The organism is Pseudomonas kielensis, from assembly GCF_014236655.1.
Classification (GTDB): domain Bacteria; phylum Pseudomonadota; class Gammaproteobacteria; order Pseudomonadales; family Pseudomonadaceae; genus Aquipseudomonas; species Aquipseudomonas kielensis.
The window spans coordinates 16,189-41,361 of sequence record NZ_JACMYG010000008.1 but is presented as its reverse complement, the minus strand read 5'-3'; the positions used below and the strand labels follow the sequence as shown (position 1 = coordinate 41,361).

27 protein-coding genes are annotated in these 25,173 nt (G+C 63.9%); 12 read left to right on the top strand and 15 right to left on the bottom strand.

Translation table 11 applies throughout. The annotated features are described in order from the left end of the window. The first annotated feature begins 139 nt into the window (after positions 1–139). The 5 genes from H7995_RS10160 (at position 140) to H7995_RS10140 (ending at position 4,476) form a co-directional block, all read left to right on the top strand. The gene (locus H7995_RS10160; protein WP_166592363.1) at positions 140–829 is read left to right on the top strand and encodes an ABC transporter permease; all 690 of its coding nucleotides are present in this window, start codon (positions 140–142) and stop codon (positions 827–829) included. A 16-nt stretch (positions 830–845) separates the two neighbouring features. Beyond that, positions 846–1,541, top strand: coding sequence for an ABC transporter permease (locus tag H7995_RS10155; protein WP_166592362.1), 696 nt, complete (start codon positions 846–848; stop codon positions 1,539–1,541). Between the two features lie 9 nt (positions 1,542–1,550). Beyond that, positions 1,551–2,663: a succinylglutamate desuccinylase/aspartoacylase family protein gene (locus H7995_RS10150; RefSeq protein ID WP_185818300.1), complete on the top strand. Its 1,113-nt coding sequence runs from the start codon at positions 1,551–1,553 to the stop codon at positions 2,661–2,663. A 17-nt stretch (positions 2,664–2,680) separates the two neighbouring features. Continuing rightward, positions 2,681–3,445, top strand: coding sequence for an ABC transporter ATP-binding protein (locus tag H7995_RS10145; protein WP_185818299.1), 765 nt, complete (start codon positions 2,681–2,683; stop codon positions 3,443–3,445). Positions 3,446–3,567: 122 nt separating this feature from the next. After that, the gene (locus H7995_RS10140) at positions 3,568–4,476 is read left to right on the top strand and encodes a MurR/RpiR family transcriptional regulator (RefSeq protein WP_166592359.1); all 909 of its coding nucleotides are present in this window, start codon (positions 3,568–3,570) and stop codon (positions 4,474–4,476) included. On the opposite strand, the gene H7995_RS10135 is transcribed toward H7995_RS10140, so the two are convergent. The 3 genes from H7995_RS10135 to H7995_RS10125 form a co-directional block, all read right to left on the bottom strand. Further along, complete coding sequence (locus H7995_RS10135) at positions 4,473–4,784, bottom strand: AzlD domain-containing protein (protein ID WP_166592368.1); 312 nt, start codon at positions 4,782–4,784, stop codon at positions 4,473–4,475. The genes H7995_RS10140 and H7995_RS10135 overlap by 4 nt on opposite strands. Then, positions 4,784–5,482 carry an AzlC family ABC transporter permease gene (locus H7995_RS10130; RefSeq protein ID WP_166592358.1) on the bottom strand — a complete coding sequence of 233 codons (699 nt, stop codon included), beginning with the start codon at positions 5,480–5,482 and terminating at the stop codon, positions 4,784–4,786. Before H7995_RS10130 ends, H7995_RS10135 begins: the two co-directional genes overlap by 1 nt. 236 nt (positions 5,483–5,718) lie before the next feature. Further along, entirely contained in the window at positions 5,719–7,290 is a 1,572-nt protein-coding gene (locus tag H7995_RS10125; RefSeq protein WP_185818298.1) for a L,D-transpeptidase family protein, read from the bottom strand. A gap of 146 nt (positions 7,291–7,436) precedes the next feature. Here H7995_RS10125 and H7995_RS10120 point away from each other — a divergent pair, with 146 nt between their 5' ends. Both H7995_RS10120 and H7995_RS10115 read left to right on the top strand, forming a co-directional pair. After that, positions 7,437–8,150, top strand: a complete 714-nt coding sequence (locus tag H7995_RS10120; protein ID WP_166592356.1) for a murein L,D-transpeptidase catalytic domain family protein — start codon at positions 7,437–7,439, stop codon at positions 8,148–8,150. A 53-nt stretch (positions 8,151–8,203) separates the two neighbouring features. Beyond that, positions 8,204–8,605 (top strand): hypothetical protein, encoded by a 402-nt coding sequence (locus H7995_RS10115; protein WP_166592355.1) that lies wholly within the window; start codon positions 8,204–8,206, stop codon positions 8,603–8,605. Between the two features lie 3 nt (positions 8,606–8,608). Here H7995_RS10115 and H7995_RS10110 read toward each other — a convergent pair whose 3' ends face one another. Beyond that, positions 8,609–9,709 carry a polyamine ABC transporter substrate-binding protein gene (locus H7995_RS10110; protein WP_185818297.1) on the bottom strand — a complete coding sequence of 367 codons (1,101 nt, stop codon included), beginning with the start codon at positions 9,707–9,709 and terminating at the stop codon, positions 8,609–8,611. An 83-nt stretch (positions 9,710–9,792) separates the two neighbouring features. Then, entirely contained in the window at positions 9,793–10,608 is an 816-nt protein-coding gene (locus tag H7995_RS10105) for a carbon-nitrogen hydrolase family protein (protein WP_185818296.1), read from the bottom strand. 142 nt (positions 10,609–10,750) lie between these two features. On the opposite strand from H7995_RS10105, the gene H7995_RS28630 reads away from it, so the two are divergent. Then, positions 10,751–10,879 (top strand): hypothetical protein, encoded by a 129-nt coding sequence (locus tag H7995_RS28630; protein WP_256669929.1) that lies wholly within the window; start codon positions 10,751–10,753, stop codon positions 10,877–10,879. Positions 10,880–10,923: 44 nt separating this feature from the next. Next, positions 10,924–12,297 carry a nucleotide 5'-monophosphate nucleosidase PpnN gene (ppnN, locus tag H7995_RS10100; RefSeq protein ID WP_166592352.1) on the top strand — a complete coding sequence of 458 codons (1,374 nt, stop codon included), beginning with the start codon at positions 10,924–10,926 and terminating at the stop codon, positions 12,295–12,297. 25 nt (positions 12,298–12,322) lie between these two features. Here ppnN and thpR read toward each other — a convergent pair whose 3' ends face one another. Genes thpR through H7995_RS10085 form a run of 3 tightly spaced genes read right to left on the bottom strand, consistent with a single transcriptional unit; the run spans position 12,323 to position 14,003 of the window. Further along, positions 12,323–12,859: an RNA 2',3'-cyclic phosphodiesterase gene (gene thpR / locus H7995_RS10095; protein ID WP_166592351.1), complete on the bottom strand. Its 537-nt coding sequence runs from the start codon at positions 12,857–12,859 to the stop codon at positions 12,323–12,325. Between the two features lie 15 nt (positions 12,860–12,874). Further along, positions 12,875–13,438, bottom strand: a complete 564-nt coding sequence (locus H7995_RS10090) for a YceI family protein (protein ID WP_166592350.1) — start codon at positions 13,436–13,438, stop codon at positions 12,875–12,877. A gap of 19 nt (positions 13,439–13,457) precedes the next feature. Further along, positions 13,458–14,003 carry a cytochrome b gene (locus H7995_RS10085; protein ID WP_166592349.1) on the bottom strand — a complete coding sequence of 182 codons (546 nt, stop codon included), beginning with the start codon at positions 14,001–14,003 and terminating at the stop codon, positions 13,458–13,460. 164 nt (positions 14,004–14,167) lie between these two features. Here H7995_RS10085 and H7995_RS10080 point away from each other — a divergent pair, with 164 nt between their 5' ends. Next, entirely contained in the window at positions 14,168–14,845 is a 678-nt protein-coding gene (locus H7995_RS10080; RefSeq protein WP_166592348.1) for a type 1 glutamine amidotransferase domain-containing protein, read from the top strand. Between the two features lie 97 nt (positions 14,846–14,942). Continuing rightward, a complete protein-coding gene (locus H7995_RS10075) occupies positions 14,943–15,893 on the top strand; it encodes a class I SAM-dependent methyltransferase (RefSeq protein WP_182344082.1) in 951 nt (316 codons plus the stop codon). Positions 15,894–15,902: 9 nt separating this feature from the next. Here the strand turns inward: H7995_RS10075 and H7995_RS10070 are convergent, their stop codons facing one another. From H7995_RS10070 to H7995_RS10060, 3 genes are all read right to left on the bottom strand, one after another. Beyond that, entirely contained in the window at positions 15,903–18,467 is a 2,565-nt protein-coding gene (locus H7995_RS10070) for an EAL domain-containing protein (RefSeq protein ID WP_244647684.1), read from the bottom strand. A gap of 471 nt (positions 18,468–18,938) precedes the next feature. Further along, positions 18,939–19,631, bottom strand: a complete 693-nt coding sequence (locus H7995_RS10065) for a GNAT family N-acetyltransferase (protein WP_185818294.1) — start codon at positions 19,629–19,631, stop codon at positions 18,939–18,941. A 46-nt stretch (positions 19,632–19,677) separates the two neighbouring features. Continuing rightward, entirely contained in the window at positions 19,678–20,202 is a 525-nt protein-coding gene (locus tag H7995_RS10060; protein WP_166592345.1) for a DUF3087 domain-containing protein, read from the bottom strand. A 189-nt stretch (positions 20,203–20,391) separates the two neighbouring features. On the opposite strand from H7995_RS10060, the gene H7995_RS10055 reads away from it, so the two are divergent. After that, a complete protein-coding gene (locus tag H7995_RS10055) occupies positions 20,392–20,709 on the top strand; it encodes a DUF2388 domain-containing protein (RefSeq protein WP_166592344.1) in 318 nt (105 codons plus the stop codon). Between the two features lie 169 nt (positions 20,710–20,878). On the opposite strand, the gene H7995_RS10050 is transcribed toward H7995_RS10055, so the two are convergent. The 4 genes from H7995_RS10050 to H7995_RS10035 all read right to left on the bottom strand — a co-directional run bounded on the left by H7995_RS10050 (position 20,879) and on the right by H7995_RS10035 (position 25,170). Beyond that, positions 20,879–21,574 carry a tRNA (adenine(22)-N(1))-methyltransferase gene (locus tag H7995_RS10050; protein ID WP_166592343.1) on the bottom strand — a complete coding sequence of 232 codons (696 nt, stop codon included), beginning with the start codon at positions 21,572–21,574 and terminating at the stop codon, positions 20,879–20,881. Between the two features lie 17 nt (positions 21,575–21,591). Continuing rightward, on the bottom strand, positions 21,592–22,140 hold the full coding sequence (locus tag H7995_RS10045; protein ID WP_027618083.1) for a cupin domain-containing protein: 549 nt from the start codon (positions 22,138–22,140) through the stop codon (positions 21,592–21,594). 201 nt (positions 22,141–22,341) lie between these two features. Beyond that, entirely contained in the window at positions 22,342–23,625 is a 1,284-nt protein-coding gene (locus H7995_RS10040; protein WP_322740488.1) for an NAD(P)/FAD-dependent oxidoreductase, read from the bottom strand. A 54-nt stretch (positions 23,626–23,679) separates the two neighbouring features. Next, positions 23,680–25,170, bottom strand: coding sequence for an aldehyde dehydrogenase (locus H7995_RS10035; protein ID WP_185818292.1), 1,491 nt, complete (start codon positions 25,168–25,170; stop codon positions 23,680–23,682). Positions 25,171–25,173 lie beyond the last annotated feature (3 nt).

The window sequence follows — 25,173 nt, the reverse complement described above, 5'->3', positions numbered from 1 at the left end:
GGTGGACCTGCCGACATCGATGTTGAAGGTGCCGGCCTCATCGCGAGCAAGCTCGCGCCCACAGGTTTTACCTCTTGTCTGATCGTCATCAACCCCTGTCGTCCCGCACGCCTGGCGCGTGTCGGGTGAGGACTTCATCATGCTGCACGGCTACGGATCGAGCATTCTCGATGGCGCCTGGCTGTCGATCAACCTGGCCCTGAGTGCCATGGCGCTGGCCATCACCCTGGGCCTGCTCGGTGCGGCGTTTCGCTTGTCGCCAGTCAAATGGCTGGCGAATCTGGGCGAAGCCTATACCACGGTGATTCGTGGCATTCCCGACCTGGTGCTGATCCTGCTGATTTTCTACGGCGGCCAGGACCTGGTGAACCGCATTGCCCAGGGCGTCGGCTACGAGCAGTACATCGACATCAACCCGTTTGTCGCGGGGGTCTGCACCATGGGGTTCATCTTCGGTGCCTACCTGTCGGAAACCTTTCGCGGCGCCTTCATGGCCATTCCCGCTGGCCAGGGCGAAGCCGGCCGGGCCTATGGCATGAGCGGCTGGCAGGTGTTCTGGCGGATCCTGGTGCCACAGATGATCCGTTTCGCCATTCCCGGTTTCACCAACAACTGGCTGGTGCTGACCAAGTCCACCGCGCTGATTTCGGTGATCGGCCTGCAGGACATGATGTTCAAGGCCAAAAACGCCGCCGATGCGACCCATGAACCCTTCACGTTTTACCTCGCGGTCGCGGCGCTGTACCTGGTGATCACCAGTGTCTCGCTGGTGCTGCTGCGCACCCTGGAAAAACGTTACTCGGTCGGCATCAAAGCCGCCGACCTGTGATCGGGAGACCCTGACCATGCTCGACTACACCTTGATCTGGGACAGCCTGCCGTTGTACTTCAGCGGCGCCCTGCTGACCCTCAAGCTGCTGCTGATCTCCCTGGCCCTGGGCCTGATACTGGCGGTGCCCCTGGCCCTGATGCGTGTCTCGCGGGCGCCCTGGCTCAACGCACCGGCCTGGGCCTATACCTACGTCATTCGTGGCACCCCGATGCTGGTGCAGTTGTTCCTGATCTACTACGGCCTGGCGCAGTTCGAGGCGGTACGCCACAGCGTGCTCTGGCCGTACCTGTCCAGCGCGACCTTCTGCGCCTGCCTGGCCTTCGCCCTCAACACCAGTGCCTACAGCGCCGAACTGCTGGCGGGCAGCCTGCGGTCCACCCCCGGCGGCGAGATCGAAGCCGCCAAGGCCATGGGCATGTCACGCCTGACCCTGTACCGGCGCATCCTGCTGCCCTCGGCGCTGCGCCGGGTGCTGCCGCAGTACAGCAACGAGGTGCTGATGATGCTGCAAACCACCAGCCTGGCCTCCATCGTCACGCTGGTGGACATCACAGGCGCGGCCCGCACGATCAGTTCGCGCTACTACATGCCATTCGAAGCCTTCATCACCGCCGCCCTGATGTACCTGGCCCTGACGTTCATCCTCGTGCGCCTGTTCAAGCTCGCCGAGCGCCACTGGCTGGCGCACCTGGCCCCACGCAAACATTAAGGAATTGCCATGCAGCACATTCAACACGTCCTGCCCTGGAGCGCCAGCGGCACGGAGCGCACCCTCTCGGTGTTCCGCTTCGGCGCCGGCCCGCGCAAGGCCTACATCCAGGCGTCCCTGCACGCCGACGAACTACCCGGCATGCGCGTCGCGGTCGAACTCAAGCGGCGCCTGCGCGAGCTCGAAGCCCAAGGGCGCCTGGACGGGGTCATCGAGCTGGTGCCAATGGCCAACCCGATTGGCATCGGCCAGATGTTCCAGGCCACCCACCAGGGGCGCTTCGAGTTCAACAGTGGCAAGAACTTCAACCGCGACTTCCCGGCGCTCGGCGCTGCCGTGGCCGAGCGCGTGGCCGGACAACTGGGCAGCGATGCCGAGGCCAACGTGACGCTGATTCGCGAGACCATGGTCGAGGCACTCAACCACCTGCCAGATCCCGCGTCGGAACTCGACGGCCTGCGCGTGCTGCTGATGCAGCACGCCTGCACCGCCGACGTGGTGCTGGACCTGCACTGTGACTTCGAGTCGATCATGCTGCTCTACGCCCTGCCCCAGAACTGGCCACGGGTGCGCTCGTTGGCCGCGCGCCTGGCGGCCGGCGCCGTGCTGCTGGCCGAGGACGCTGGCGGCAATGCCTTCGATGAAGCCTGCGCGGTGCCGTGGCTGCACCTGGCCGAACGTTTTCCGCAGGCCAACATTCCCCTGGCCTGCGTGGCGACCACCGTGGAACTGCGGGGCATGCTCGACACCGAGGGTGATACCTGCGCGCTGAATGCCGAACAGATCCTCGGCTACCTGGCCGAAGTCGGCCTGATCAGCGGTGACTGGCCAGCAGCGCCGGCCGAATGCTGTGAAGCGACGCCCTTTGCCGGAGCCCAATACGCCTATGCCCCGCACCCGGGCGTGGTGAGCTTCCTGCAACCGGTGGGCGCCCGCGTCAAGGTCGGCGACCCGTTGTTCGAGGTGCTCGACCCCCTGACCGACCGCCACAGCGTGGTCAGCGCCAGCACCGATGGCATTCTCTACGCCCGCGAGCGCCTGCGTTTTGCCCAGCCCGGGCTATGGCTGGCCAAGGTCGCAGGCAGCACCCCCATTCGCCAGGGTCGCCTGCTCAGCGACTGACTCCCGAGACCAAGACCATGAACACACTGGAAATTCGCAACCTGCACAAATCCTATGGCAGCGTCGAGGTACTCAAGGGCGTTTCGCTCCAGGCCAAAGCCGGCGATGTGATCAGCATCATCGGCTCCAGCGGCTCGGGCAAAAGCACCTTCCTGCGTTGCATCAACCTGCTGGAGCAACCCAACGCCGGCGAGATCGTGCTCAACGGCGAACCGCTCAAGCTGTTGGCCAACAAAGCCGGCGGGCTCAAGGCTGCCGACCCCCGGCAGCTGCAGCGCATGCGTTCGCGCCTGGCCATGGTGTTCCAGCACTTCAACCTGTGGTCGCACATGAGCGCCCTGGAAAACGTCATGGAAGCCCCGGTGCATGTCCTGGGGATGGACAAGAAGGCGGCGCGGGAAAAGGCCGAGCACTACCTGGACAAAGTCGGCGTCTCCCATCGCCGGGGCGCCTACCCGGCCCATATGTCCGGGGGCGAACAGCAACGCGTGGCGATCGCCCGGGCCCTGGCCATGGAGCCTGAGGTGATGCTGTTCGATGAGCCGACGTCGGCCCTCGACCCGGAGCTGGTGGGCGAAGTGCTCAAGGTCATGCAGGACCTGGCCCTGGAAGGTCGGACCATGGTGGTGGTGACCCACGAAATGGGTTTCGCCCGCGAAGTGTCGAACCAGTTGGTGTTCCTGCACAAAGGCGTGGTCGAGGAACGGGGCGTGCCCCGTGACGTGCTGGCCAACCCGCAGTCCGAGCGCCTGCAACAGTTCCTGGCCGGCAGCTTGAAGTAATGCGCTGAGCGGTGCCGGCCGTCGCGAACGCAGTGCCGATGCGCTTCGGCTACACTGGCGCCCACTTATGTCGAGGGGGCGTTGTCGACCCCTTGAACCCTTTGGTAGATGGCGAGCCGGTTATGTCTGATTCCCCGAAAAACACCACGGTCTATGCCTCCCCAGTGATGCGCAAGCTGGCGCAGATCCTCGCGGACCTGCCGCCGTCACTGCGCAAGGTGGCTGACTTCATCCTGCGCCACCCGCTCAAGGCCGCGACCCTGACCATCGAGGAAATGGCCGCCGAGACCGCCACCTCCCCCGCGGCGGTCAATCGCCTGGCCAAGGTCCTGGATGTCGGCGGCTACAGCGGCATGAAGGCCGAACTGGTGGCGACCTTGCAGCAGATGGTCTCGCCCGTGGACAAGCTGCGCAATGAACTGGCGCAACGTCCCGGTGGCGCATTCGGCCTGCACGAGCAGATCCAGAGCGCCACCAGCAACCTGGACACCGCCGGCAGCAACAATCACCCCGACACGTTCGAGGCCGTGGTCACGTGCCTGATCCAGGCGCGCAAGATCTACATTCTCGGTTTTGGCAACAGCGTCTACCTGGCCGGCCTGGCCGCCTCGACACTGATGCCGTTCTGCGCCGACGCCACGGCCATCAGCATGGAAGGCGGTAACGAAAACGCCGCCTACCGCCTGGCCGCCATCACCCAGGACGACGTGCTGCTGGCGATCTCCCTACCCCGCTATTCCCTGGACACCCTGCAGCTGTCGCGTTTTGCCCACGAGCGTGGCGCCACGGTGCTGGCGATCACTGACTCCCCCGCCTCCCCCCTGACCCACATCGCCCGGCATGTGCTGTTCGCCCCGGCCGATCATCCGGTGTTGACCAGTTCCTATATCGCCGTGCTGGCGCTGATCGAAGGGCTGGTCGCCGGGGTCATGGCGCGCAACAAGGAAGCGGTGAAACTGGCCACAGAGCTCACCGAAAGCGTGATGAGCTACCTGCACATCCCCGGCAGCAGCAAACCTGGTAAACCCTAGAGCCACCAGCGCAGCAGGAAAAAGAACGCCATGCTCAGCAGCATGCTGATCAGGGTGCTGCGGGTGTAGAGCACCAGGCCAATGGCGACCAGCGAACTGAGCAGGTAGGGGTTATCCCATTGCAGGTTCAGTTGCTGCTCGGGCATGAACACGATCGGCCCGCAAATCGCGGTGAGCATGCCGGGCACGGCGAAGCCGAGGAACTGCCGCGCGTTGCTGCTCAGGCGCACCGGCAGACGGGGTTCGAGGAACAGGTAGCGGTTGAGAAACACCAGCAGGCCCATGCCGACTATGACTGCCCAGACCATCATGTGCGTGCTCCCTGGAACTTGTTGCAGACAAAACCGGCGGTCATCCCCAGCAACCCGGCCAGTACCAGCGCCGAGCCCACTTGCCAGTAGGCGAACAGCACCGAGCAGAACAGCGAGACCGCCACGCAGACCACGGTCGGCACATTGCGCACCACCGGGGTGATCAAGGCGATGAAGGTGGCGGCGATCGAGAAGTCCAGCCCCAGGTGTTCAAGCCCCGGGATGCTGCTGCCCAGCACGATGCCGGCCAGGGTGAACAGGTTCCAGGCGATATAGAACGTCAACCCCACCCCCAGCGCGTACCACCGGTTGAACTGCTGGCGGTCAAACTGGCTGGTCAGGGCGAACAACTCATCGGTGAGCAAAAAGCCCAGGCCCACCCGCCAGCGCGCCGGCATGGGTGACACCACTGGCCGCAGGCTCATGCCGTACAGCAGGTGTTGCGAGGTCAGCAGCAAGGTGGTCAGCAGAATCGAGAAAATACCCGCACCGCCCTTGAGCATGCCGATCGCCACCAGTTGCGCGGCGCCGGCAAAGACAATGCTCGACAGGCCTTGGCCTTGCAGGGGTGTGAGATTGGCCTCGATGGCCATGGAGCCGGCCAGCAGCCCCCACGGCGCTGTCGCCAGGGACAACGGCATCACGGCCGCAGCACCACGCAGGAAAGCACTGCGCGGCAGGAGAGTGTCAGACATAGCGCTCTACAACAAAAAGAGGGGATCGGAATGTGCCTGCCAGACAGTGGGCTGTCTTGAACAATCTTGCGCAATTCGCGGCACGACCCGCTGACGCTATCGTGGGCCGGCCTGCTCCCACAAACATCCGGGATAAACGCGGCACTCGGCAGGAGCAAAGCTTGCTCCTGCCGCCCTCGGGGCTCTACAACCATGGGCACGGCTAGGACTTTGTGGGGTTAATGTCCCTGCGCTGTCTACAAGGTCACGCCCAGTGCGTTCAACAGCACCGGGTCACGGCTGTAGATGTCCGGTGCGTACAACAGACGACCGTGACTGTCGGCCTGTACGGTCCAGTACGTCAGCAGGATCGGTACGGGCGTCGCCAACCTGAACTCATGGGTCAGCCCGGTGGCCAGCAATTCGTTGGTGCGCAAGCGCTCCGCCGGACTGAGCAGCATGTCGCGCAACTGCAAGGCATGCTCGACCCGCACGCACCCCGAACTGAACGCCCGCGGGCCCTTCTGGAACAGGGCCTGGCTCGGGGTGTCGTGCAGGTACACCGAGAACGGGTTGGGGAAACGCACCGCCATCTGCCCCAGGGGGTTTCGCGGGCCGGCGCCCTGGCGCAGGAGGATGTTGCCCGGGTTGTCCCAGTCGATATCGTCCACCGCCAGGGGATTGCCGTTGCGGTCCAGCACCTGCAGGTCCTGACGGCTGAGGAACGACTGGTCGCGGCGGATCTGCGGCAACTTGTCCTCACGCATGATGGTCGGCGGAACGGTCCAGGTCGGGTTCAGGGTCAGCCGCGTGACCCGGGATTTCAACAACGGGGTCTGCCGTTCGGCACGGCCGACCTGGGTGCGCGTCTGCCACACCGCCACCCCGCCCTGGAACAGGGTCAACTGGGCCGCGGCAATGTTCACCAGCAGGCTGTCGGGTTCCATGTCCTGGGCCAGCCAGCGAAAACGTTCGAGGTTGATCCGCAGTTGCTCACGGCGCAATGCCGGGGTGATGTTGAGTTCCGCCAGGGTGCCGGCACCGATGACTCCATCAGCCTGCAGTGAATGGTCGAGCTGGAAGTTTTTCACCGCGCTGGCCAACTGCGCACTGTAGTCGGTGCCGACATGGGCCGGCACGCTGGGCAGGTAACCCTCGCTGACCAGGCGCTGGGCCAACCCGGGGACCCTGGCGTCCTGCATGCCCGGGCGCAACAAGGCGCCGGCGGGCAATTGTGGCCAGTGCGGCAATGGCTGTTGGCGCTGCGCCGCATACACCTGACGCAGGCTGCGGTACTGCTCAAGTGCCGGGCGGGCGGCTTCGAAGGCGGCCTCCAGGTCATGCAGGCCGGGACCGGCAATCGCCAGCATCTGGGCCGTGCGGTCATCCGTTGGCGGCTGCGCGTGCCACAGCGGTTCGAAGCGGCTTTGCTGCAGGCGCCCGTAATGCAGCTCACGCAGGGCCTGCAGGTACCTCAAGCTGATGCCGATGTCAGTGCACAACGGGCCACCGACCACGTCCGTCGGCGGCAGGCTGTAGCGATTGGGGTCCAGGCCATCATCGACCAGCAACTGGAACTGCGCCAGCAAGGCCGTGACCCGAGCCTCGTCGGTCCACACCGGCAGGTAGTTTTGCTGTTGGTAGAAAGCCTGCAGCAATGCCTGCGCCGAGGCGTCCGGGCGCAGCTTCAGGCCCGGGCAATCCACCGCGACCTGGGTCACGGCCAATTGCATCGGCCCGGGATGGTCTGCCAACTCGTTCTGGGCAGTCGCGACCAATGGCACTGCGAGCAGGCAAAGGCTCAAGTAAGATGCGTGCTTTTTGAACAACTGCTTTACTCCAATCCATGGCCGTCACGATTTGACGGTCGACCTCTGCAGCAGGTGCGGCAAGCAATCAGGCGAGCCCAACATGGGCCTGCCAGGGGCACGACAGGATGTCGGGAGCCAACAATAGCATTGAGGACTCTCTTCGCATGTTTACCCTTTTGCGCCGGCTTGGCCTGGCACTGATCACCCTGGGCGCCATCAGTACTCCGGCGTTCGCCGCCAATACCACTCAACAGGCGTTATACAACAGCCTCGCCCACGCCGCCCCGGAACTCAATCCCCAAGCGCTAAAAAGCGCCCTGAGCGCCATGCAATGTGCGGTCAGCAGTGGTGCCCAGCGCGCCGAACACCTGGCGGTGATCGACTATTCCCAGCCTTCGACCGCGCGTCGCCTGTGGATTTTCGACCTGCGCAAAAAATCCCTGGTGCTGCGCGACCTGGTGGCACACGGGCAAATGTCCGGGGAAAACTTCGCCACCCAATTCTCCAATCGCGTGGGTAGCTACCAGTCGAGCCTGGGCCTGTTCCGTACCCAGGAAAGCTATCAGGGCGCCCACGGCTACTCGTTGCGCATGGACGGCCTGGAGCCGGGCTTCAACGACCTGGCCCGCGATCGCGCGATCGTGATCCATGCCGCCGATTACGTGAATCCGTTATGGAGTGAACGTCAGGGACGGATTGGCCGCAGCCAGGGTTGCCCGGCGGTACGCCCGCAGGTGGCGCGCCAGGTGATCGATAAACTCAAGGATGGTCAGTTCATGTTTTCCTGGTACCCGGACCAGCGCTGGCTGAAGTCATCGCCCTACCTCAACTGCCAGCCGCGCCAGGTGGCCAGCATCCTGAGTGCCAACAAGGGGTAGCCGGTCACCGCCAGGACAAGCAAAAGCACGCGCATCTGGCTATGCTGCAAGCCATGACCGCCTCATTGCCGATTCGCCAACCCTGCCCCCCCGGCGCCTGCGATTGCGGGCGTGAGGCCTTGCTCGACCTGCCCGGCGCCGACCCGCGCATCCTCTACCTGACCCGCCAGGAAGAAAAGCGCCTGCTCGAGCGCCTGGAAAACCTCAAGAGCCTGGCCGACCTCGAGCATCTGCAGCAACGGATGTTCGAGCAGTTGGGCATCGGTGTGGAAATCAGCCCCAGCTTCCACGAGGTGCGCAGCATGCGCGGTATCGGCATTCGCCTGCGCGACCAGCCGGGGCTGTGCCGCAAGACCCGGCAGGCGATCCCGGCGGCGATTCGCCGGGGCCTGGAAAACCATCCGCAAATCGCCTACGAACTGCTCAACGCCAACGACCTGCTGCGGGATGCCTGAGGCTCAACTGCCCGTCTTGACCTTGCTCCAGACCCGGGTACGCACCCGTTCCATCTTCAGCGGCAAGGGTTCCAGCGGGTACAAGGTGGCCATGGTCTGCGGGCTCGGGTAGACACCCGGGTTCTCGCGCACCTTCTGCTCCACCAGGGCCGTGGCGTCCTTGTTGGCATTCGGGTAGCCCAGGTAGTTGGAGGTTGCCGCGATCACGTCGGGGCGCAGCATGTAGTTGATGAAACTCAGGCCCTGTTGCGGGTGCGGCGCGTCGTTGAGCAGCACCAGGTTCTCGACCCAGACCGGAGCGCCCTCGCGCGGGATGCGGTACACCAGGTTGCGCCCATTGCCGGCCTTGGCCGATGCCAGTTGCGCGTCATACACCCCGCCCGACCAGCCGAGCACCACGCAGACATTGCCATTGGCCAGGTCCGAGATAAAACGCGAAGAGTCGAAGTAGCGAATGTACGGCCGGATCTTGAGCAACAGCGCCTCGGCCTTGCGGTAGTCCTCAGGGTTCTGGCTGTTGTAGGGCAGCCCGAGGTAATGCAGGGCAATCGGGATGATCTCGCCGGGTGAATCGAGCATGGCCACCCCGCACTGGCTGAGCTTGGCGATGTTCTCCGGCTTGAAGATCAGGTCCCAGGAATCCACCGGGGCCTCGGCGCCCAGCAGCGCCTTGACCTGGTCCGCATCGTAGCCAACCCCGGTGGTGCCCCACAGGTAGGGCGCGGCGTAACGGTTGCCCGGATCATTGTGCTGGACCTTGGCGAGGATCTCCGGGTCCAGGTGGGGCAGGTTCGGCAGCTGGCTGCGGTCCAGTTCCTGGAGCACTCCGGCCTTGATCAGGTTGGGCAGCAGCTCGCTGCTGGCGACCACTACGTCATACCCGCTGCGCCCGGCCATGAGTTTGCTCTGCATCACATCGCCGTTGTCGAACACATCGTAGACGGTGGCGACCCCGGTTTCGCGCTGGAAGTTTTTTGTCGCATCGGGGGCAATGTAGTCGTACCAGTTGTAGATCGAGACGCTGGGCTCGGCGGCGCTGACGCCGCTCATGGCCAGGCCGAGCACGGCGGCCGCGGCCAGTTGCAGACTGCACAGAGGTTTCATCGCAAGACTCCAGAACGACGGCATGCGGACGCTGCCGGCTGCCTGTGAAGGGTAAGGAACGCGCCGTCTGCGGCGCTAAAAACTCAGGCAATCAGCAATTCGCGGCGCCCATCGGCGTGGTCGATTTGCCGGCAGGCCAGCGGCATGCGCCGGTCCTGGAGGTAGTCGTAGTCCTTGCGTGAGCGCTGCAACTCGCTGAAATCCAGCTCCACCACCTGCCGGCATTCCTCGCGCCCGGCTTCGAACAGCAGCCGTCCCGAGGGATCGACCACCGAACTGGCACCGGCGAAGACCAGACCGTCATCGCCCGCCCCGCAACGATTGACCAGCACCGCAAACGCCTGGTTTTCCTGGGCGCGGGCGAGGATCGCGGTACGGTGCACCGGGCCGAAGGGGTCCATGTTGGCGTTGCAGACCAGCATCAGGTCGCACCCCAGTTGCGCCAGCGCACGGGCCGGCTCTGGAAACTCGATGTCGTAGCAGATCAGCAGCCCGACCCGCACGCCTTTGTACAGGGTCGTGGCAAAACGATCGCCGGGTTGCATCAGGCCACGCTCCGACGGCCACAGGTGGGTCTTGCGGTAGCGCAAGGCGATCCCCTGGGGAGTCAGCAGCAACGAGGTGTTGTAGAAATCGTCGCCATCACGCTCGGCGATGCCCACGACCGCTGCCACATCCCGCTCGCGCAAGGCCTGCAGCACCGCCTGAACCCCAGGCCCATCGGCAGCCTCGGCCACCTCCCCCAGTTGCGAGGCGCTGGCAAAACCCATCAATTGGGTTTCGGGGAACACCAGCACGTCGGTGTCCGGGGCGCAGGTGGCAATGGCGTGCAGCGTGCGTTGCAGGTTGTACGCCGTGTCGCCATCGCGACCGGCCAGTTGTACCAGTTCAATCTTCATGGGTTGTCCTTCGACCTATCCGACCAGGCAGCCCGTTTTCAGGCTGTGGCCGAGTATGGGGCGCCCGTGCGCGCCGGCGTAATCCCGTCGAAGGGGTACCCCGGAAGGGGTAGAGGCAGCCACTGTGAGTCAGGCGCGGGAAATGTCCGACGGCGCTATCAGACAAATTGCGATCACCTGCACCCAGGTTCCATGGATATTTGCATTCATCGGCGCTCGCCTAGAAGATGGCGGCAGCACGATCGCTTCGGCGCTGACTATCCTGATGTAATTGAGCCCGTCGGGCTCGCGACCATCGTTCTCAGGGAATTTAGAATGACAGCAAGACAAGTAATCAATGCGTCGGTGAGCCCAAAAGGCAGCCTGGAAACACTGTCCCAACGCGAAGTACAACAACTGAGCGCAGCGGGTACGGGCAGCATCTATTCTCTTTTTCGCCAGTGCGCCCTGGCCATTCTCAATACCGGCGCCCATGTCGACAACGCCAAGACCATCCTCGAAGCCTACCGCGACTTCGAGATCCGCATTCACCAGCAGGACCGTGGCGTACGCCTCGAACTGCTGAACGCCCCGGCCGACGCCTTCGTCGACGGCGAGATGATCGCCAGCACCCGCGAGATGCTGTTCAGCGCCCTGCGCGACATCGTCTACACCGAGAATGAGCTGGACAGCCAGCGCATCGACCTCAGCACTTCACAAGGCATCAGCGACTACGTCTTCCACCTGCTGCGCAACGCCCGCACCCTGCGTCCCGGCGTCGAACCGAAGATCGTCGTATGCTGGGGCGGTCACTCCATCAGTACCGAGGAATACCAGTACACCAAGAAAGTCGGCCACGAGCTGGGCCTGCGCAGCCTGGACGTCTGCACCGGTTGCGGACCGGGCGTGATGAAAGGCCCGATGAAGGGCGCGACCATTTCCCACGCCAAACAGCGAATCACCAACGGCCGTTACCTGGGCCTGACGGAGCCGGGGATCATTGCCGCCGAGGCACCGAACCCGATCGTCAACGAACTGGTGATCCTGCCGGACATCGAGAAACGCCTGGAAGCCTTCGTCCGCGTCGGCCACGGCATCATCATTTTCCCAGGCGGCGCCGGCACGGCCGAGGAGTTCCTGTACCTGCTGGGGATCCTGATGCACCCGGACAACCGCGACCTGCCCTTCCCGGTGATCCTGACGGGCCCGCGCAGTGCCGAGCCGTACTTCCAGCAACTGCATGCCTTCATCGGCGCCACCCTGGGCGAGGAAGCGCAAAGCCACTACGAGATCATCATCGACGACCCGGCCCAGGTGGCCCGGCAGATGGTCCAGGGGCTCAAGGCCGTCAAGCAGTTCCGCCGCGAGCGCAATGACGCCTTCCACTTCAACTGGCTGCTGAAGATCGACGAGGGCTTCCAGCGTCCGTTCGACCCGACCCACGAAAACATGGCCAGCCTGCAACTGCGCCTCGACCTGCCGGCCCATGAACGGGCGGCCAACCTGCGCCGGGCGTTCTCCGGGATCGTTGCCGGCAACGTCAAGGACATGGGTATTCGCTTGATCGAGGAACATGGCCCTTACGAGATCCATGGCGATGCGGCAATCATGCAACCGCTGGACAAACTGTTGCAGGCCTTTGTCGCCCAGCACCGGATGAAGCTGCCCGGCGGCGCGGCGTACGTGCCGTGCTACCGCGTCATCAGCTAGCCACCGCTGTAGCCGCTGGCGCCGCTCACGGCTCCAGCGGCCACTGCGCCAAGGCTCGATAGCGTCCCTTGTGGGATTCGAACAACACGACGCGCCGGGCATCGAGCGTAAAGTCCGGGGCAATGTCGGCTTCAGGCACCGGTGCGTGAAAGTCGCGGACCAGGCTCAGGTGCGCCCGGTACTCCCGGGGCACATCGGCAAAACCCAGCGCCAGCATCGCCTGATGCAAGGCATACACCCGTTGCAGCAAGGCTGGCGCAGGCGCGCCAGGCACCAGTACCAACATCCCGGCGCGGTGCCAGGCCTGCAATTGGTCGAGCCTGATCCGCAACGGCTCACCGGGCACGCATACCCGAGCGGCCGCGGCGTAAATACCGGGTAGCTCGCTCACGGCGACCTCGCCCAGAAACATCAAGGTCAGGTGAAAGTTCTCCCCGGCAATCGGCCGCCCCTCGAGGTGCCCCAAGGTATTGCGCCATTGGGCGATGGCCCGGCGCTGCGCCGGTTCACAGGGCAAGGCGAAAAACAGCCGCTTGCTGGGCAGGTCCGGTTGCTTGTGCATCGTCCACCTCGACACTTACTGCTCGGGCGCCACCACCCGAAAACGGATGTTGATTTCGTTGGAGACCACACCGTAGTCCGCCCACTCGCCATCACCAATATTGAAGTCGCCACGCTTGAGAATGAAGGTGCCGTCAAAAATACCGATGCCGCTTTCCGGCTTCAGGGCGATCCGCGCGCCGACCTCGCGGGTCAGGCCCTTGAGCGTCAGTTGGCCGTCGACCTGGTACAGGTTATCGCCCAGGGCGGTGACGTTGTTGGACTCGAACCGGGCCTGGGGATAGACCGCCGTGTCGAACCAGCCAGGTTTTTGCAGTTCGCTGTTGGCGTCGGGGTTGCCGGCGTCAATGCTGGTCAGCTCGATGATGATCCCGGCACGGGCCGCCGCGGGGTTGGCGGAGTCAAAATCGATGGTCGCCTCGAACTGGCTGAAAGTGCCATAGACCCGGGCGCCCATCTGGTTGTAGGTGAAGCTGATCTGGCTGGCGCTCGGGTTGACTTGCCGGTACTGCGCCGCACTCGGCGAGCCACACGCGAGCATGGTGAGCACCAGGGTGACGGTCGCTAGTCGATGGCTCATGACAGTCTCCAGCCGGTGGTCAGGGGCGAGGTTTTTGGCGAAACGCGAGCATGCGGCGCAGCACTTCATCGCGGTCGACGAAGTGATGCTTGAGCGCCGCGCCAGTGTGCAGCAGCACCAGTGCCAGCAGACAGTAATTCAGGCTTTGGTGCAGTGTCAGTAGCCGCTCGCCCAGGGCTTCGTCCTTGGCCAACAGGTCCGGCAGGGGCAAGATGCCGAACCAGGCGGTCTGGAAACCCTTGGCCGAACTCATCAGCCAGCCGCTCAGGGGGATGATCAACATCAGCCCATACATCAGGCCGTGGGTCAGCCGCGAGACCCGCCGCAACAACACCGGCACGCTGGCGGGTAGCGGAGGCGCGGCATGGCTCAAGCGCCAGCCGAGGCGAATCAGCACCAGCAGGAACAGGCTGACCCCGGCCCACTTGTGCCACGCATACAGCTTGAGTTTGGTCGGCGACAGGGCCAGGTCCGGCATGTAGAGACCCAGGGCAAAGGTGCCGACCAGTCCCAGCGCGACCAGCCAGTGCAGGTACACCGCCGTGCGGGTGTAGCTATCGTTCATGAGTGCTCCGTGCCGATCACTACAGTGTTGATCCACCCTGGCGCTTGCGCAAATGCGCGCACGACCCTTGGTCCTTTAGTGCTGGCATTCCTGGCGCTGGCGACCATAGTTAGACGTCCCGGGCTTGCTGGCCTGGGGCTTATCCACGTCAATCAGAGGTCACGATGAACATCCTGATGGTACTGACTTCCCACGACCGGCTCGGCAACACCGGCGAGAAGACCGGGTTCTGGCTGGAAGAATTCGCCGCACCCTACTACGTGTTCAAGGATGCCGGGGTCAACGTGACCCTGGCTTCGCCCAAGGGTGGGCAACCGCCGCTCGACCCGAAGAGCGACGCCCCCGACGCACAGACCGAGGCCACCCAGCGCTTTCGTGAGGACCCGGTGGCCTACCAGGCGCTGGCCCACACCGAGCCGCTGGCCCAGATCAAGGCGAGTGACTTTGACGCAGTGTTCTACCCAGGCGGTCATGGCCCGCTGTGGGACCTGGCCGAAGACCGCGACTCCATCGCCCTGATCGAAGCCCTGTATGGCGCCGGCAAACCGGTGGCCGCGGTGTGCCATGCCCCAGGGGTGTTGCGCCACACCCAGGCTCAGGGACAGCCGCTGGTCAAAGGCAAGTCGGTGACCGGCTTCACCAATTCCGAGGAAGCGGCGGTCGGCCTGACCGAGGTGGTGCCGTTCCTGGTCGAGGACATGCTCAAGGCCCACGGCGCTCACTACTCCAAGGGCGAGGACTGGCAGTCCTATGTGGTGGCCGACGGCAACCTGATCACCGGGCAGAACCCCGCGTCATCGGCAGCGACGGCCGAGGCGACCTTGCAGCACCTGGGACTCTGAGCCCGATGGCTGGCGGGATTTGTGGCCAATGCTGCGAGTCCCGGCGGCGCATTTAGGTATAAAATGCCGCCCCTTTTGACTTGCCGGCCCCTGCTCGATGACCCCTGACGCCCTCGCCACCCTGCACGCCCATCTGTTGACGGCCCTGGCAACCCCGCCCGAAGAAACCCGCCGCCTGTTTCACGGGCGCGGGCGTTGCTGGCCGGGCCTGGAGCAACTGACCGTGGACTGGCTGCAGGGCATCGTGCTGGTCGCGCTGTTCAAGGAACCCGAGCCGCAGCAGTTGCAGGCCTTGCAGCAGATGCTGCTGCAGATCACCCAGGCGCCCCAGTGGCAGGCGAGCACCGCCCACACGTTGCTGCTGCAACACCGCTACCTGCCACAAAGCACCACCGAATGGTTGCTGGGGCCGGAAATCGACGAGTGGACGCTGACCGAAGGCGGCCTGCGCTATCGCATCGACCTGGGCAAAAAGCAGAACGCCGGCCTGTTCCTCGACATGCGCTACGGACGCAACTGGGTCAAGGCTCATGCCCAAGGCAAACGGGTGTTGAACCTGTTCGCCTACACCTGCGGCTTCTCGGTGGCGGCCATCGAGGGCGGCGCCGAGCACGTGGTCAACCTCGACATGTCCCGCGCCGCCCTGAGTCGCGGGCGCGACAACCACCGTCTGAACGGCCACGACCTGAGCCAGGTAAGTTTCCTCGGCCACGACCTGTTCAAGTCCTGGGGCAAGGTGATCAATAACGGGCCCTACGACCTGGTGATCATCGACCCGCCGTCGTTCCAGAAAGGCAGCTTTCTGCTGACCAAGGACTATCAACGGGTGCTGCGCCGCCTGCCGGAACTGCTCGCGCCGCAGGGCACGGTGCTGGCCTGCATGAACGACCCGGCCTTCGGTGCGGACTTCCTGATTGACGGCGTCACCCGCGAAGCCCCGAGCCTGCATTTCGTCGAACGCCTGGACAACCCGCCGGAGTTTCCGGATATCGATCTGCAGAGCGGCTTGAAGGCGTTGGTCTTCACCCTTGCGGACGGCACAGCGTAGCCCTGGGCACTAATCCAGCGCCGCCAACGGGCTTTCGTGGCTCACGGGAGGAACCATGCCCTGGCACGCCAGCAACCATTGCCTGAACGCCTCCGAGGGTAGCGGCACCGAGAAGAAAAAGCCCTGCCCGACTTCGTAGCCTTGCGCCTTGAGGATATCGCGCTGGGCCGCGTGCTCGATGCCTTCGGCCACCACCAGCAAGGACAGGCCCCTGCCGATGCCAATCACTGACTCGCTGAGGGCACGGCAGGAGGCATCGCGCTCCAGGTCATCGACAAAACTCTTGTCCAGCTTCAACTCACTGATCGGCAAGTGGCGCAAGTAACCCAGGCTGGAGTACCCGGTGCCAAAGTCATCGATGGCCAGGCGCACCCCCAGGGCATGCAGCTCTTTCAAGGTCTGCTCGGTACCGGGGCTGTTGGACAGCAGCACCCCCTCCGTGACCTCCACGCACAAATCCGCCGCCTGCAATTCGTAGCGTTGCAACTGCTGGGTAATCTGCGCCGCCAGATTGAGATTGTGAAAGTTGATCGGCGACAGGTTGATCGACAGCGACGGCACCGTCAGGCCCTGCTCGCGCCACTGCGCCAGTTGACCGCAGGCGGCTTGCAGCACCCACTGGCTCAGCTCATTGATCAGCCCGCACTCCTCGGCCAGGGGGATGAAACGCTCCGGCGAGACAATGCCCAGGGTTGGGTGGACCCAACGCGCCAACGCCTCAACGCCCACCAAGGTCCCGCTGTGCAGATTGATCTGCGGCTGATACTCCAGCTCCAGGCCTTCGCCAGCCAGGGCCAAGCGCAGCGCCGTCTCCAGAATCAGGCGACTCTGGGCGATCCGGTTCATCTCTTCGAGGAAAAAACTGAAGCTGCCGCGTTCAGCGCGCTTGGCCTGGTACATCGCGATGTCGGCGCACTGCAGCAGGCTTTCCATGTCCTGGCCGTCACCGGGAAAGAGGCTGATGCCGATGCTGGCCGACAACACCACCGAGGTCCCGGCAATGCTCGCCGGAAAACTCAGCACGCGCTTGAGCCGTTCCAGAAACCGCGTGACCTGGGTTGCGCTGCGTCGCGGCAGGACCAGCACGAACTCATCCCCGGACAAGCGCCCGACGATGTCCGGCTCACGCAGCACACTGCTCAGGCGCTGGGCCATGACTTGCAGCAGTTCGTCGCCGGCGGCATGGCCCAAGGCATCATTGACCTGCTTGAAACGATCCAGGTCGACAAACAGCACTGCCAGTTCGGCCTGCTCACTGGCCACTTCGGCAATGGTCCTTTGCGCCCTGGCCAGGAGCAAGTTGCGGTTGGGCAAGCCGGTCAAGCCATCGTAATAGGCCATCCGGCGAATGGCTTGGCGCGCTTCCTCGCGCTCCAGCGCCAGCATGCACAGGTGCGTACCGGCGGTCACCAGGTGCGCATGCAGGGTGTCGGGCCCGCGGCATTCGCGAAAGTACAGGGCGAAGGTCGCCGCCACCCGGCCGCAGCTGTTGCGCACCGGAATCGACCAGCACGCGCGCAAACCCGCGTTCCCGGCCAGCTCCTTGTAGTCCGCCCACAGCGGGTCGTGATTGATGTCCGTGACCAGCACCGGTTTGCCCCGGTAGGCCGCCGTGCCGCAGGAGCCGGCAATCGGCCCGATCGACAGGCCTTCGATCGCCCGCGAGTACTCCACTGGCAAGCCAGGGCTGGCCAGCGGGTGCAGGATCCCGTCGGCGTCGACGCCGAGGATCGAGACGATGACTTCCGGGGCGATGCGTTCGATTTCCTGGCACATCAGGGTCAGCACGTTTTCCAGCGACTCCTCCTTGAGCAGCGCGCCGACCACCTTGTCCTGCAGCACCTCATGCAATTTGAAGCGGGTGATGTCGGTGAGCACGATCACCGTGTTGTCGACCTGCCCCCAGGCATCGAACACCGGGGTCGAGGACACATGCACCCACAGCCGTTGGCCGTTGCGCTTGCTGATCAGGGCGCTGACTTCATGGGGCTCGCCACCGAACGTCCGCTCCAGTTCAGGCAACACCGGCTGCTCGACCTCGGTGTCGAGCACAAAAAACCTCAGCGGCGACAGCCCAAGGACTTCTTCGCGGCTGTAGCCCAGCAGTTGCAGCAGCCCATCGTTGACGTAGACCAGGCGCGCAGCCGCGTCGACGATGCAGGTGGCCGAGCGGGTGGCATTGACCGAGAGCGACAGCAGGCGGTGTTCGATGTCTTGGAGGCGCGTCTGGGTGATGTCCTTGAGAAAGGCCACATGGAGGGGGCGGCCCTTCTGGGTGATCCGGGAAACGGACAGCGTCGCCCAGCGCATCTGCCCATCCTTGCCCAGGATACTCAGGTCGCGGCTGGAACCGGGATCATCGGCCGTGAGCAGGGTCTCGGGAAACAGGGTGTCGACGTGACTGCCCACTACGTCCTGTCGGGGACAACCCCAGAACCGTTCGGCCGCGGCATTGATAAACAGCACCCGGCTCTGGTCGTCGATGACCACTACTGCATCGGCCCATTGCTCCAGGGTCTGCACGAAGAGGTCTTGCGCATCAATGCGCCTGGCCCGCCTGACTCTCGTGTCCATTGCAGTCACTTGCCCACTGCCACCACCGCCCGGCATCCTGGCTGCGTGTGGGGCGCCAATAAGAACCCTCGTAACCGGAAGGAACCCATCTTCGAAAACGCTACATATTCTTGATTGATCGTGAATGACGGCAGTTATTCACTTTAGTGCTGCAAGGACTGCGCGACGCTCGCGGCTTGAAATCACAGGATAGCCGTGATGTGACGACCCGATGAAAAATACATCGGTTGCACACCCTCAGCGGTCAGCCACAGGCGACTAATGGTACTTGAGCGCACCCTGCCACCTTCCTAGGATGGAACCACGCCACTGCTTGTCTTGTGCGGCAGCGGCGTGAGTGGCGAGTGCTCTGAACCCCAATCAAGCTTGCCACTGGTTCCACGTGCGACTTGAGCCTCGGGGCTCTACTTTCTCCCCATCAAAGAGCTTTGAGGCTCTTTTTTGACCGAACGATACGGGCTCGGTGGTTCGCTACCCGATGTCGTTCGCCAACCGTTCCTGCACAAACACTCGCGCCTTGGCCGTCATTTGATCCAGATGACGGTCGCGCTGTTTTTCCGCGTCGAGCATCGCCCGCTTGCCGTTCTTCTGCAGCAGGTAGGTGTGGATCTGCCGCACTTCGGTAGACCGGTAGATGGGGGCGATATCCAGTACCGCGATCAGGCCATCTGTCACTCGGTCGTGGGTGTTCATCAGCACCTGCGGTCCGCGCACGCCCAGCACCTGGAAGCCCATTGCCTCGAAGTACGGCACCTTGGCCACGGCACAGGTCAGTTCGGCATGGGGGTAGCGGCCGAGCATGTCCTGGACCATGGCGCGCGCAATGCCATGGCGACGGTGGCTGGCGTGCACGGCCATGAAGGCCACGCCGCAGGCATGGGGATCATCCTTGACCGGCAGGTACAGCAAAAAGCCGACAACCCTGGAGGGGTCCTCGGCGTCCAGCGCGACGATCAATTCGACGGTTATGCCCTGGGTACCACTCAGGGCCTGCAGGTAGAGGTGGACTTCGTAGCCCACGGCGTATTGATAGATGGCAAACAGCGGGTTGCTCGGCGGCAAGGCGATGCTGCTGATGTCGGTCAGGTTGTCGACCACCAGTTGCAGGATCTGGTCGGTCACGTGCTCGGAGCACGGGGTAGCGAAATGACTAAGGGTAAACATCAAACTGTGGCCCCGAGGGAAATTCCTGGAAAAAGGCAAACAATGATCAGGCCTGGGTTTTCAGTGCCGCCAGCCACTCGGGGTGCAGGCGGGTCTGTTCGGTCTCAAGCCCCAGCGCTTGCATGGCTGCCTTGTGCTGGTCCATTTCACGTACCAGTTGCGCGTGGCTGCTGGAGTTGGCGTCCAGCTCGTGCATCTGCGACAGCCCCAGGTGGTAAAAGCGCAGCAGCTTCATCGCGCTCGGGTTGCCGGCTGCGACCGCATCGGTGACCTGGTGCATGACGTTGGTGACGCGCATCAGGCTGCGCTTGAGCTGCCAGCCGTAGACGGCAGCGGCCATCCAGGGTTGCGACCAGAACTTGAGTTTCATCAGTGCCGCGCTGAGCACCACCGCCGCGATCACCCCGCCGAGGTTGTAGCGAAAGTTATCGCCACCCGGCTCGCCCAGCACCATCACCGCCAGCGTCGACAGGGCCATCGCCAGCACAATGAACAGTACGGCAATGATCAGGGTGCTGCGGCGCGTCTGCTGGCGAAAGGTTTCGGGGTTCCACGGCTTGATCTCAAACATCAGGGGGCTGCGCTCTTTGGCAAGGTGAAGGGAGAATTGCCCGGCATTATCGCCCGTAGCGCCGGCAACAGACACGTTTAATCCACATTGCGTCCGGCCCTTGCTGGATCTGCGGAACTCCTGAGCCGTACCGCGCATCCTATGGGTATGTGACACACCCGTTGGCTTCACGCTTTTGGAGGACTCACCATGCGCCGTTTACTGCTCGTTCCAACGCTTGCGCTCTGCCTGCCCTTCGGATCGGCCCTGGCCGGTGTGGACGCCAAGGATGTCGCCACCTCGGCCGGGGTCTCCGCGTCGCTGTACTCGACCTTCAAGGACGACAAGATCGTCGTTCCCGCCCGCGATGACCTCTCCAGCTTCGTCGCCAGCGGCGGCACCATCCGCGGGGCCTACCTGGAATCGGTGCTCAAGCAGATGCGCCAGGACCATCCCGGCCTCAATGCCACGGACGAAGAACTGGCCCAGGCGCTGCTGACGCAGACCCCGCCCTCTCCCGGTCAGTAACCCACTGAGGTGGGAGCGAGTTCGCGATCAGCGCGCGTTACCCAAGCGGGCGCGCGCTGATTACGATTTCCAAGCAAACATTTAATCAACCTCCGGCCTCCCCCCGCACCCGTAACCCGTAACCCGTAACCCGTAACCCGTAACACCCGTAGCAGCTACGGGGAATAGTTCAGGCCAGCAGTTGGTTGATCCAGCGTACCTGGCGGGTGATGTCCTGCACTTTTTCCGCGGGCACCGCGGCGCCGGCCTGGGTGAAGTGGGCCAGGGTCTGCTGTTTGTGACGCAACAGGCGCTGCCACTTGAGCAGGAAGGCCGGGGTACGCGCCTGCATCTGCAGGGGGCCGAAGTACAGTTGCTCGGGGCTGTAGCTCACCGGACCGGCGCGCTCGGCGACGAGGATTTCGTAATCGAAGCGGTTCTCGCGCAGCACTTCCTCACTGAGGATGGAATAACCATTGTCCATCAGCCATTGCCGCAGGGGCTGCTCGCCGCCGTTGGGTTGCAGGATCAGCCGTTCCTGGCCACTGAGGCGAGCCTTGCCACTGTCGAGAATGTCGCGGATGGTTTCGCCGCCCATGCCGCAGATTGTCAGCGCGCTGATCTCGTCAGCCGCCTCGATCGCCGCCAGGCCATTGGCCAGGCGCACGCTGATGCGTGTCTCCAGGCCGTTGTCGCGCACCGTCCGCTGGGCCGAGTGAAACGGCGTCGCGGCCAGCTCGCCGGCCACCGCCGCCGTGATGGCGCCACGGCGCATCAACGCCACCGGCAGGTAGCCGTGGTCCGAGCCGATGTCGGCCAGGCGCGCACCGGCTGGCACATGGGCCGCCACGCGCTCCAGGCGCAGGGACAAGGTGTGTTCGTTCAATGTTCGGCGCCTTGCGATCAGAAGTTGGCGGGCGTGTTCGCACTGATGATTTCCGCCTCGTCCGCGCCGATGTTGCGAAACCGGTGCGGCAGTGTGGTCGGAAAGTAATAACCATCCCCGGCGTTCAAGACGCTGACCTGGCCGTCCACGGTGAGCTCCACGGTACCCCGCGTCACCAGCCCGCACTCCTCGCCTTCGGCGTGCACGATCGGCTCTTCGCCCGAGCTGGCGCCCGGTGCGTATTGCTCGCGCAGCAGGCGCATCTGGCGGCTGGGCACGGAGGCACCGATCAGCAGCAGGCGCAGGCCGTGGCGGCCGAGGTCGGGCTGTTCGTTGGCGCGGAAGATGTATTGGTGTTCGCGGGGTGGCTGGTCGAAGGTGAAAAAGTCCGCCAGGGACATGGGGATGCCCTCCAGCAGTTTTTTCAGTGAGCTGACGGAAGGACTGACCCGATTCTGTTCGATCAGGGAGATGGTGGCATTGGTGACGCCGCTACGCCGGGCCAGCTCGCGCTGGGACAGCTTGTAGCTTTCGCGTACTAATTTGAGTCGAGAGCCCGTGTCCATGACAGCCTTATGTGAGAAAAACTTAAGGGTAGTGTGGGGGGATGGCGGGCGACTTGTGTCGCGAAAATCGCCGTTCCTCTGTCCCGAAGACGTGAAAGGCGGCTATTAAATCACGTTTTCCGCCCACCGCTCAGCAGCTTGGATAAAGGCCGGATAAAAAACCGACGACCTTCCTCAAGACGGCCGTCGGCGAGCGTCAGACTAGATGCCGAAACGGTCCCGCATCGCGTAGTACACCGCGCCCATGGCGGTCAGTGGGGCCTGGAAGGTGCGGCCGCCGAACATCGGCATGTGAGGCAGAGAGGCGAAGGCGTCGAAGCGTTCGGCGTCGCCGCGGATCATTTCCGCGATCAGCTTGCCGGCCAGGTGCGAACAGGTCACCCCGTGGCCGCTGTAGCCCTGCATGTAATAGGCGTTCTTCTCGATGCGGCCGAATTGCGGCATGCGGGACATGGTCAGCAGGAAGTTGCCGGTCCAGCGGTAGTCGATCTTCACGTCCTTGAGCTGGGGGAAGGTCTTGAGGATTTTCGGCCGGATCAGTTGCTCGATGTCATCCGGCTCGCGCGCACCGTAAACCACACCGCCACCATAGAGCAGACGGTTGTCGGCGGTGAGGCGGTAGTAGTCGAGCAGGTAGTTGCAGTCTTCGACGCAGTAGTCGTTGCTGATCAGGCTCCTGGCGACTTTTTCCGACAGCGGCTCGGTGACCACGATCTGCGAACCGCAGGGCATGCTCTTGCGGGTGACACGGGCGTCGAGGTCTTGCGGCAGGTAGGCGTTGCCGGCGATCAGCAGGTACTTGGCGCGCACCACGCCCTTGGCCGTGCGTACGACTATGGGTTCGCCGTAGGTGATTTCCACCGCGGCCGACTGCTCGAAGATTTTTCCGCCAAGGCTGAGGATGGCAGCCGCTTCGCCCAGGGCCAGGTTCAGCGGATGAACGTGGCCACCCTGCATGTCCAGCAGGCCACCGACGTAGTTACGGGACCCGACTTCCTTGGCGATCTCTTGCGCGTCGAGCATGCGCAGGTTGTGGTTGCCGTAACGTTCCCAACCGCTCTTCTGCTCGGCCAGGCCCTTGAGTTGTTTCTTGTTCAGCGCTGCGAAAATGCCACCGGGCTTGTAGTCGCACTGGATGTCGTACTGCTTGATGCGCGAGCGGATGATGTCCGCGCCTTCGAAGATCATGCTGCCCAGCACCTGGGCCGTCTTTTCGCCGTAGCGCTGCTCGATCACATCGACGTCGCGGCTGTAGGAATTGACCAGTTGCCCGCCGTTGCGCCCGCTGGCGCCGTAGCCGACTTTGGCGGCTTCAAGCACGGTGACGCTGTAGCCCGCTTCGCTGAGGAACAGCGCCGAGGACAGGCCGGTGTAGCCGGCACCGATGACACAGACGTCGCACTCCACCAACTCTTCGAGTACCGGGAAGTCGATGATCTCGTTGCGGGTGGCGGCGTAGTAGCTGTTTACATGTTTTTGCATGATTGAGTTCCCGCGCGGTGACACGCCAAAGGCCCATCACCGCGACTGTCTGATAGGTCAGAGCTTGATCCAGGTGGCTTTGAGCTCGGTGTACTTGTCGAAGGCGTGCAGGGATTTGTCGCGACCGTTGCCCGATTGCTTGAACCCACCGAACGGCGCGGTCATGTCACCGCCGTCGTACTGGTTGACCCACACGCTGCCGGCGCGCAGGCCCCGGGCGAAGGTGTGGGCCTTGCTCAGGTCGCGGGTCCAGACCCCGGCGGCCAGGCCGAAGATGCTGTCGTTGGCGATCTGCAATGCTTCCTCTGCGGTGTCGAAGGTGATCAGCGACAGCACCGGGCCGAAGATTTCTTCCCGGGCGATGGTCATGGCGTTGCTCACGCCGTCGAAAATCGTCGGCTCCACGTACTGGCCACCGCTGCCCTCCAGGGTGCGGTTGCCACCGGCGATCAGCTCGGCACCTTGCTCGCGGCCAATGGCGATGTAGCGCAGGATGTTATCCAACTGACGTTGATCGACCACCGCGCCGACCCGGGTTGCCGGGTCCAGCGCGTGCCCGGGTTGCCAGGCTTGCAGCGCTTCCAGCAGCAGCGGGATGAACTGCTCGCGGATCGAGCGCTCCACCAGCAGGCGCGAGCCGGCGGTGCAGACTTCGCCCTGATTGAAGGCTATAGCGCTGGCCGCCGCCTGGGCCGCTGCGCGCAGATCCGGGGCATCGGCAAACACCACGTTCGGGCTCTTGCCGCCGGCTTCGAGCCAGACGCGCTTGAGGTTGCTTTGCCCGGCGTAGATCAGCAACTGTTTGGCAACTGCGGTCGAGCCGGTGAAGGCCAGGACGTCGACGTCCATGTGCAGCGCCAGCGCCTTGCCGACGGTGTGGCCGTAGCCCGGCAGGACGTTGAACACGCCCTTGGGGATGCCAGCCTCCAGCGCCAATTGGGCGATGCGGATGGCCGTCAGCGGGGACTTTTCCGAAGGCTTGAGGATGAACGAGTTGCCCGCCGCCAGGGCCGGGGCGAACTTCCAGCTGGCCATGATCAACGGGAAGTTCCACGGCACGATGGCCGCCACCACGCCGGACGCTTCGCGGGTCACCAGGCCTAGCTGATCGTGAGGCGTGGCGGCGACTTCGTCGTAGAGTTTGTCGATGGCTTCGGCGCTCCAGCGGATCGCGTTGGCGGTCGCTGGAATGTCGATGGCCATGGAATCGCTGATGGGTTTGCCCATGTCCAGGGTTTCCAGCAGCGCCAGTTCTTCCTGGTTCGCCAGGATCAGGTCGGCGAAGCGGATCAGGACGCGCTTGCGCTCGGTGGGGGCCCGTTTGCACCAGACCCCGGATTCGAACGCCTGGCGAGCGACGAGCACGGCGGCATTGGCGTCGGCTTCATCGGTGCTGGCGACGTTGGCCAGCAGGCGCCCGTCAACCGGGCTGATGCATTCGAAGGTGGCGCCGCTGAGTGCCGGACGGTATTGGCCATCGATGAAGGCGCGGCCTTCGATGCTTAAGGACTGGAAGCGTTGCTCCCAGTCGCTGCGAGTGTTTGTCATGGG

Bases quoted from the DNA above. Each gene is read 5' to 3' on its own strand.
- H7995_RS10160 (WP_166592363.1), top strand. From the start codon at position 140: ATGCTGCACGGCTACGGATCGAGCATTCTCGATGGCGCCTGGCTGTCG.
- H7995_RS10155 (WP_166592362.1), top strand. From the start codon at position 846: ATGCTCGACTACACCTTGATCTGGGACAGCCTGCCGTTGTACTTCAGC.
- H7995_RS10150 (WP_185818300.1), top strand. From the start codon at position 1,551: ATGCAGCACATTCAACACGTCCTGCCCTGGAGCGCCAGCGGCACGGAG.
- H7995_RS10145 (WP_185818299.1), top strand. From the start codon at position 2,681: ATGAACACACTGGAAATTCGCAACCTGCACAAATCCTATGGCAGCGTC.
- H7995_RS10140 (WP_166592359.1), top strand. From the start codon at position 3,568: ATGTCTGATTCCCCGAAAAACACCACGGTCTATGCCTCCCCAGTGATG.
- H7995_RS10135 (WP_166592368.1), bottom strand. From the start codon at position 4,784: ATGGTCTGGGCAGTCATAGTCGGCATGGGCCTGCTGGTGTTTCTCAAC.
- H7995_RS10130 (WP_166592358.1), bottom strand. From the start codon at position 5,482: ATGTCTGACACTCTCCTGCCGCGCAGTGCTTTCCTGCGTGGTGCTGCG.
- H7995_RS10120 (WP_166592356.1), top strand. From the start codon at position 7,437: ATGTTTACCCTTTTGCGCCGGCTTGGCCTGGCACTGATCACCCTGGGC.
- H7995_RS10115 (WP_166592355.1), top strand. From the start codon at position 8,204: ATGACCGCCTCATTGCCGATTCGCCAACCCTGCCCCCCCGGCGCCTGC.
- H7995_RS10110 (WP_185818297.1), bottom strand. From the start codon at position 9,709: ATGAAACCTCTGTGCAGTCTGCAACTGGCCGCGGCCGCCGTGCTCGGC.
- H7995_RS10105 (WP_185818296.1), bottom strand. From the start codon at position 10,608: ATGAAGATTGAACTGGTACAACTGGCCGGTCGCGATGGCGACACGGCG.
- H7995_RS28630 (WP_256669929.1), top strand. From the start codon at position 10,751: ATGTCCGACGGCGCTATCAGACAAATTGCGATCACCTGCACCCAGGTT.
- ppnN (WP_166592352.1), top strand. From the start codon at position 10,924: ATGACAGCAAGACAAGTAATCAATGCGTCGGTGAGCCCAAAAGGCAGC.
- thpR (WP_166592351.1), bottom strand. From the start codon at position 12,859: ATGCACAAGCAACCGGACCTGCCCAGCAAGCGGCTGTTTTTCGCCTTG.
- H7995_RS10090 (WP_166592350.1), bottom strand. From the start codon at position 13,438: ATGAGCCATCGACTAGCGACCGTCACCCTGGTGCTCACCATGCTCGCG.
- H7995_RS10085 (WP_166592349.1), bottom strand. From the start codon at position 14,003: ATGAACGATAGCTACACCCGCACGGCGGTGTACCTGCACTGGCTGGTC.
- H7995_RS10080 (WP_166592348.1), top strand. From the start codon at position 14,168: ATGAACATCCTGATGGTACTGACTTCCCACGACCGGCTCGGCAACACC.
- H7995_RS10075 (WP_182344082.1), top strand. From the start codon at position 14,943: ATGACCCCTGACGCCCTCGCCACCCTGCACGCCCATCTGTTGACGGCC.
- H7995_RS10070 (WP_244647684.1), bottom strand. From the start codon at position 18,467: ATGGACACGAGAGTCAGGCGGGCCAGGCGCATTGATGCGCAAGACCTC.
- H7995_RS10065 (WP_185818294.1), bottom strand. From the start codon at position 19,631: ATGTTTACCCTTAGTCATTTCGCTACCCCGTGCTCCGAGCACGTGACC.
- H7995_RS10060 (WP_166592345.1), bottom strand. From the start codon at position 20,202: ATGTTTGAGATCAAGCCGTGGAACCCCGAAACCTTTCGCCAGCAGACG.
- H7995_RS10055 (WP_166592344.1), top strand. From the start codon at position 20,392: ATGCGCCGTTTACTGCTCGTTCCAACGCTTGCGCTCTGCCTGCCCTTC.
- H7995_RS10045 (WP_027618083.1), bottom strand. From the start codon at position 22,140: ATGGACACGGGCTCTCGACTCAAATTAGTACGCGAAAGCTACAAGCTG.
- H7995_RS10035 (WP_185818292.1), bottom strand. From the start codon at position 25,170: ATGACAAACACTCGCAGCGACTGGGAGCAACGCTTCCAGTCCTTAAGC.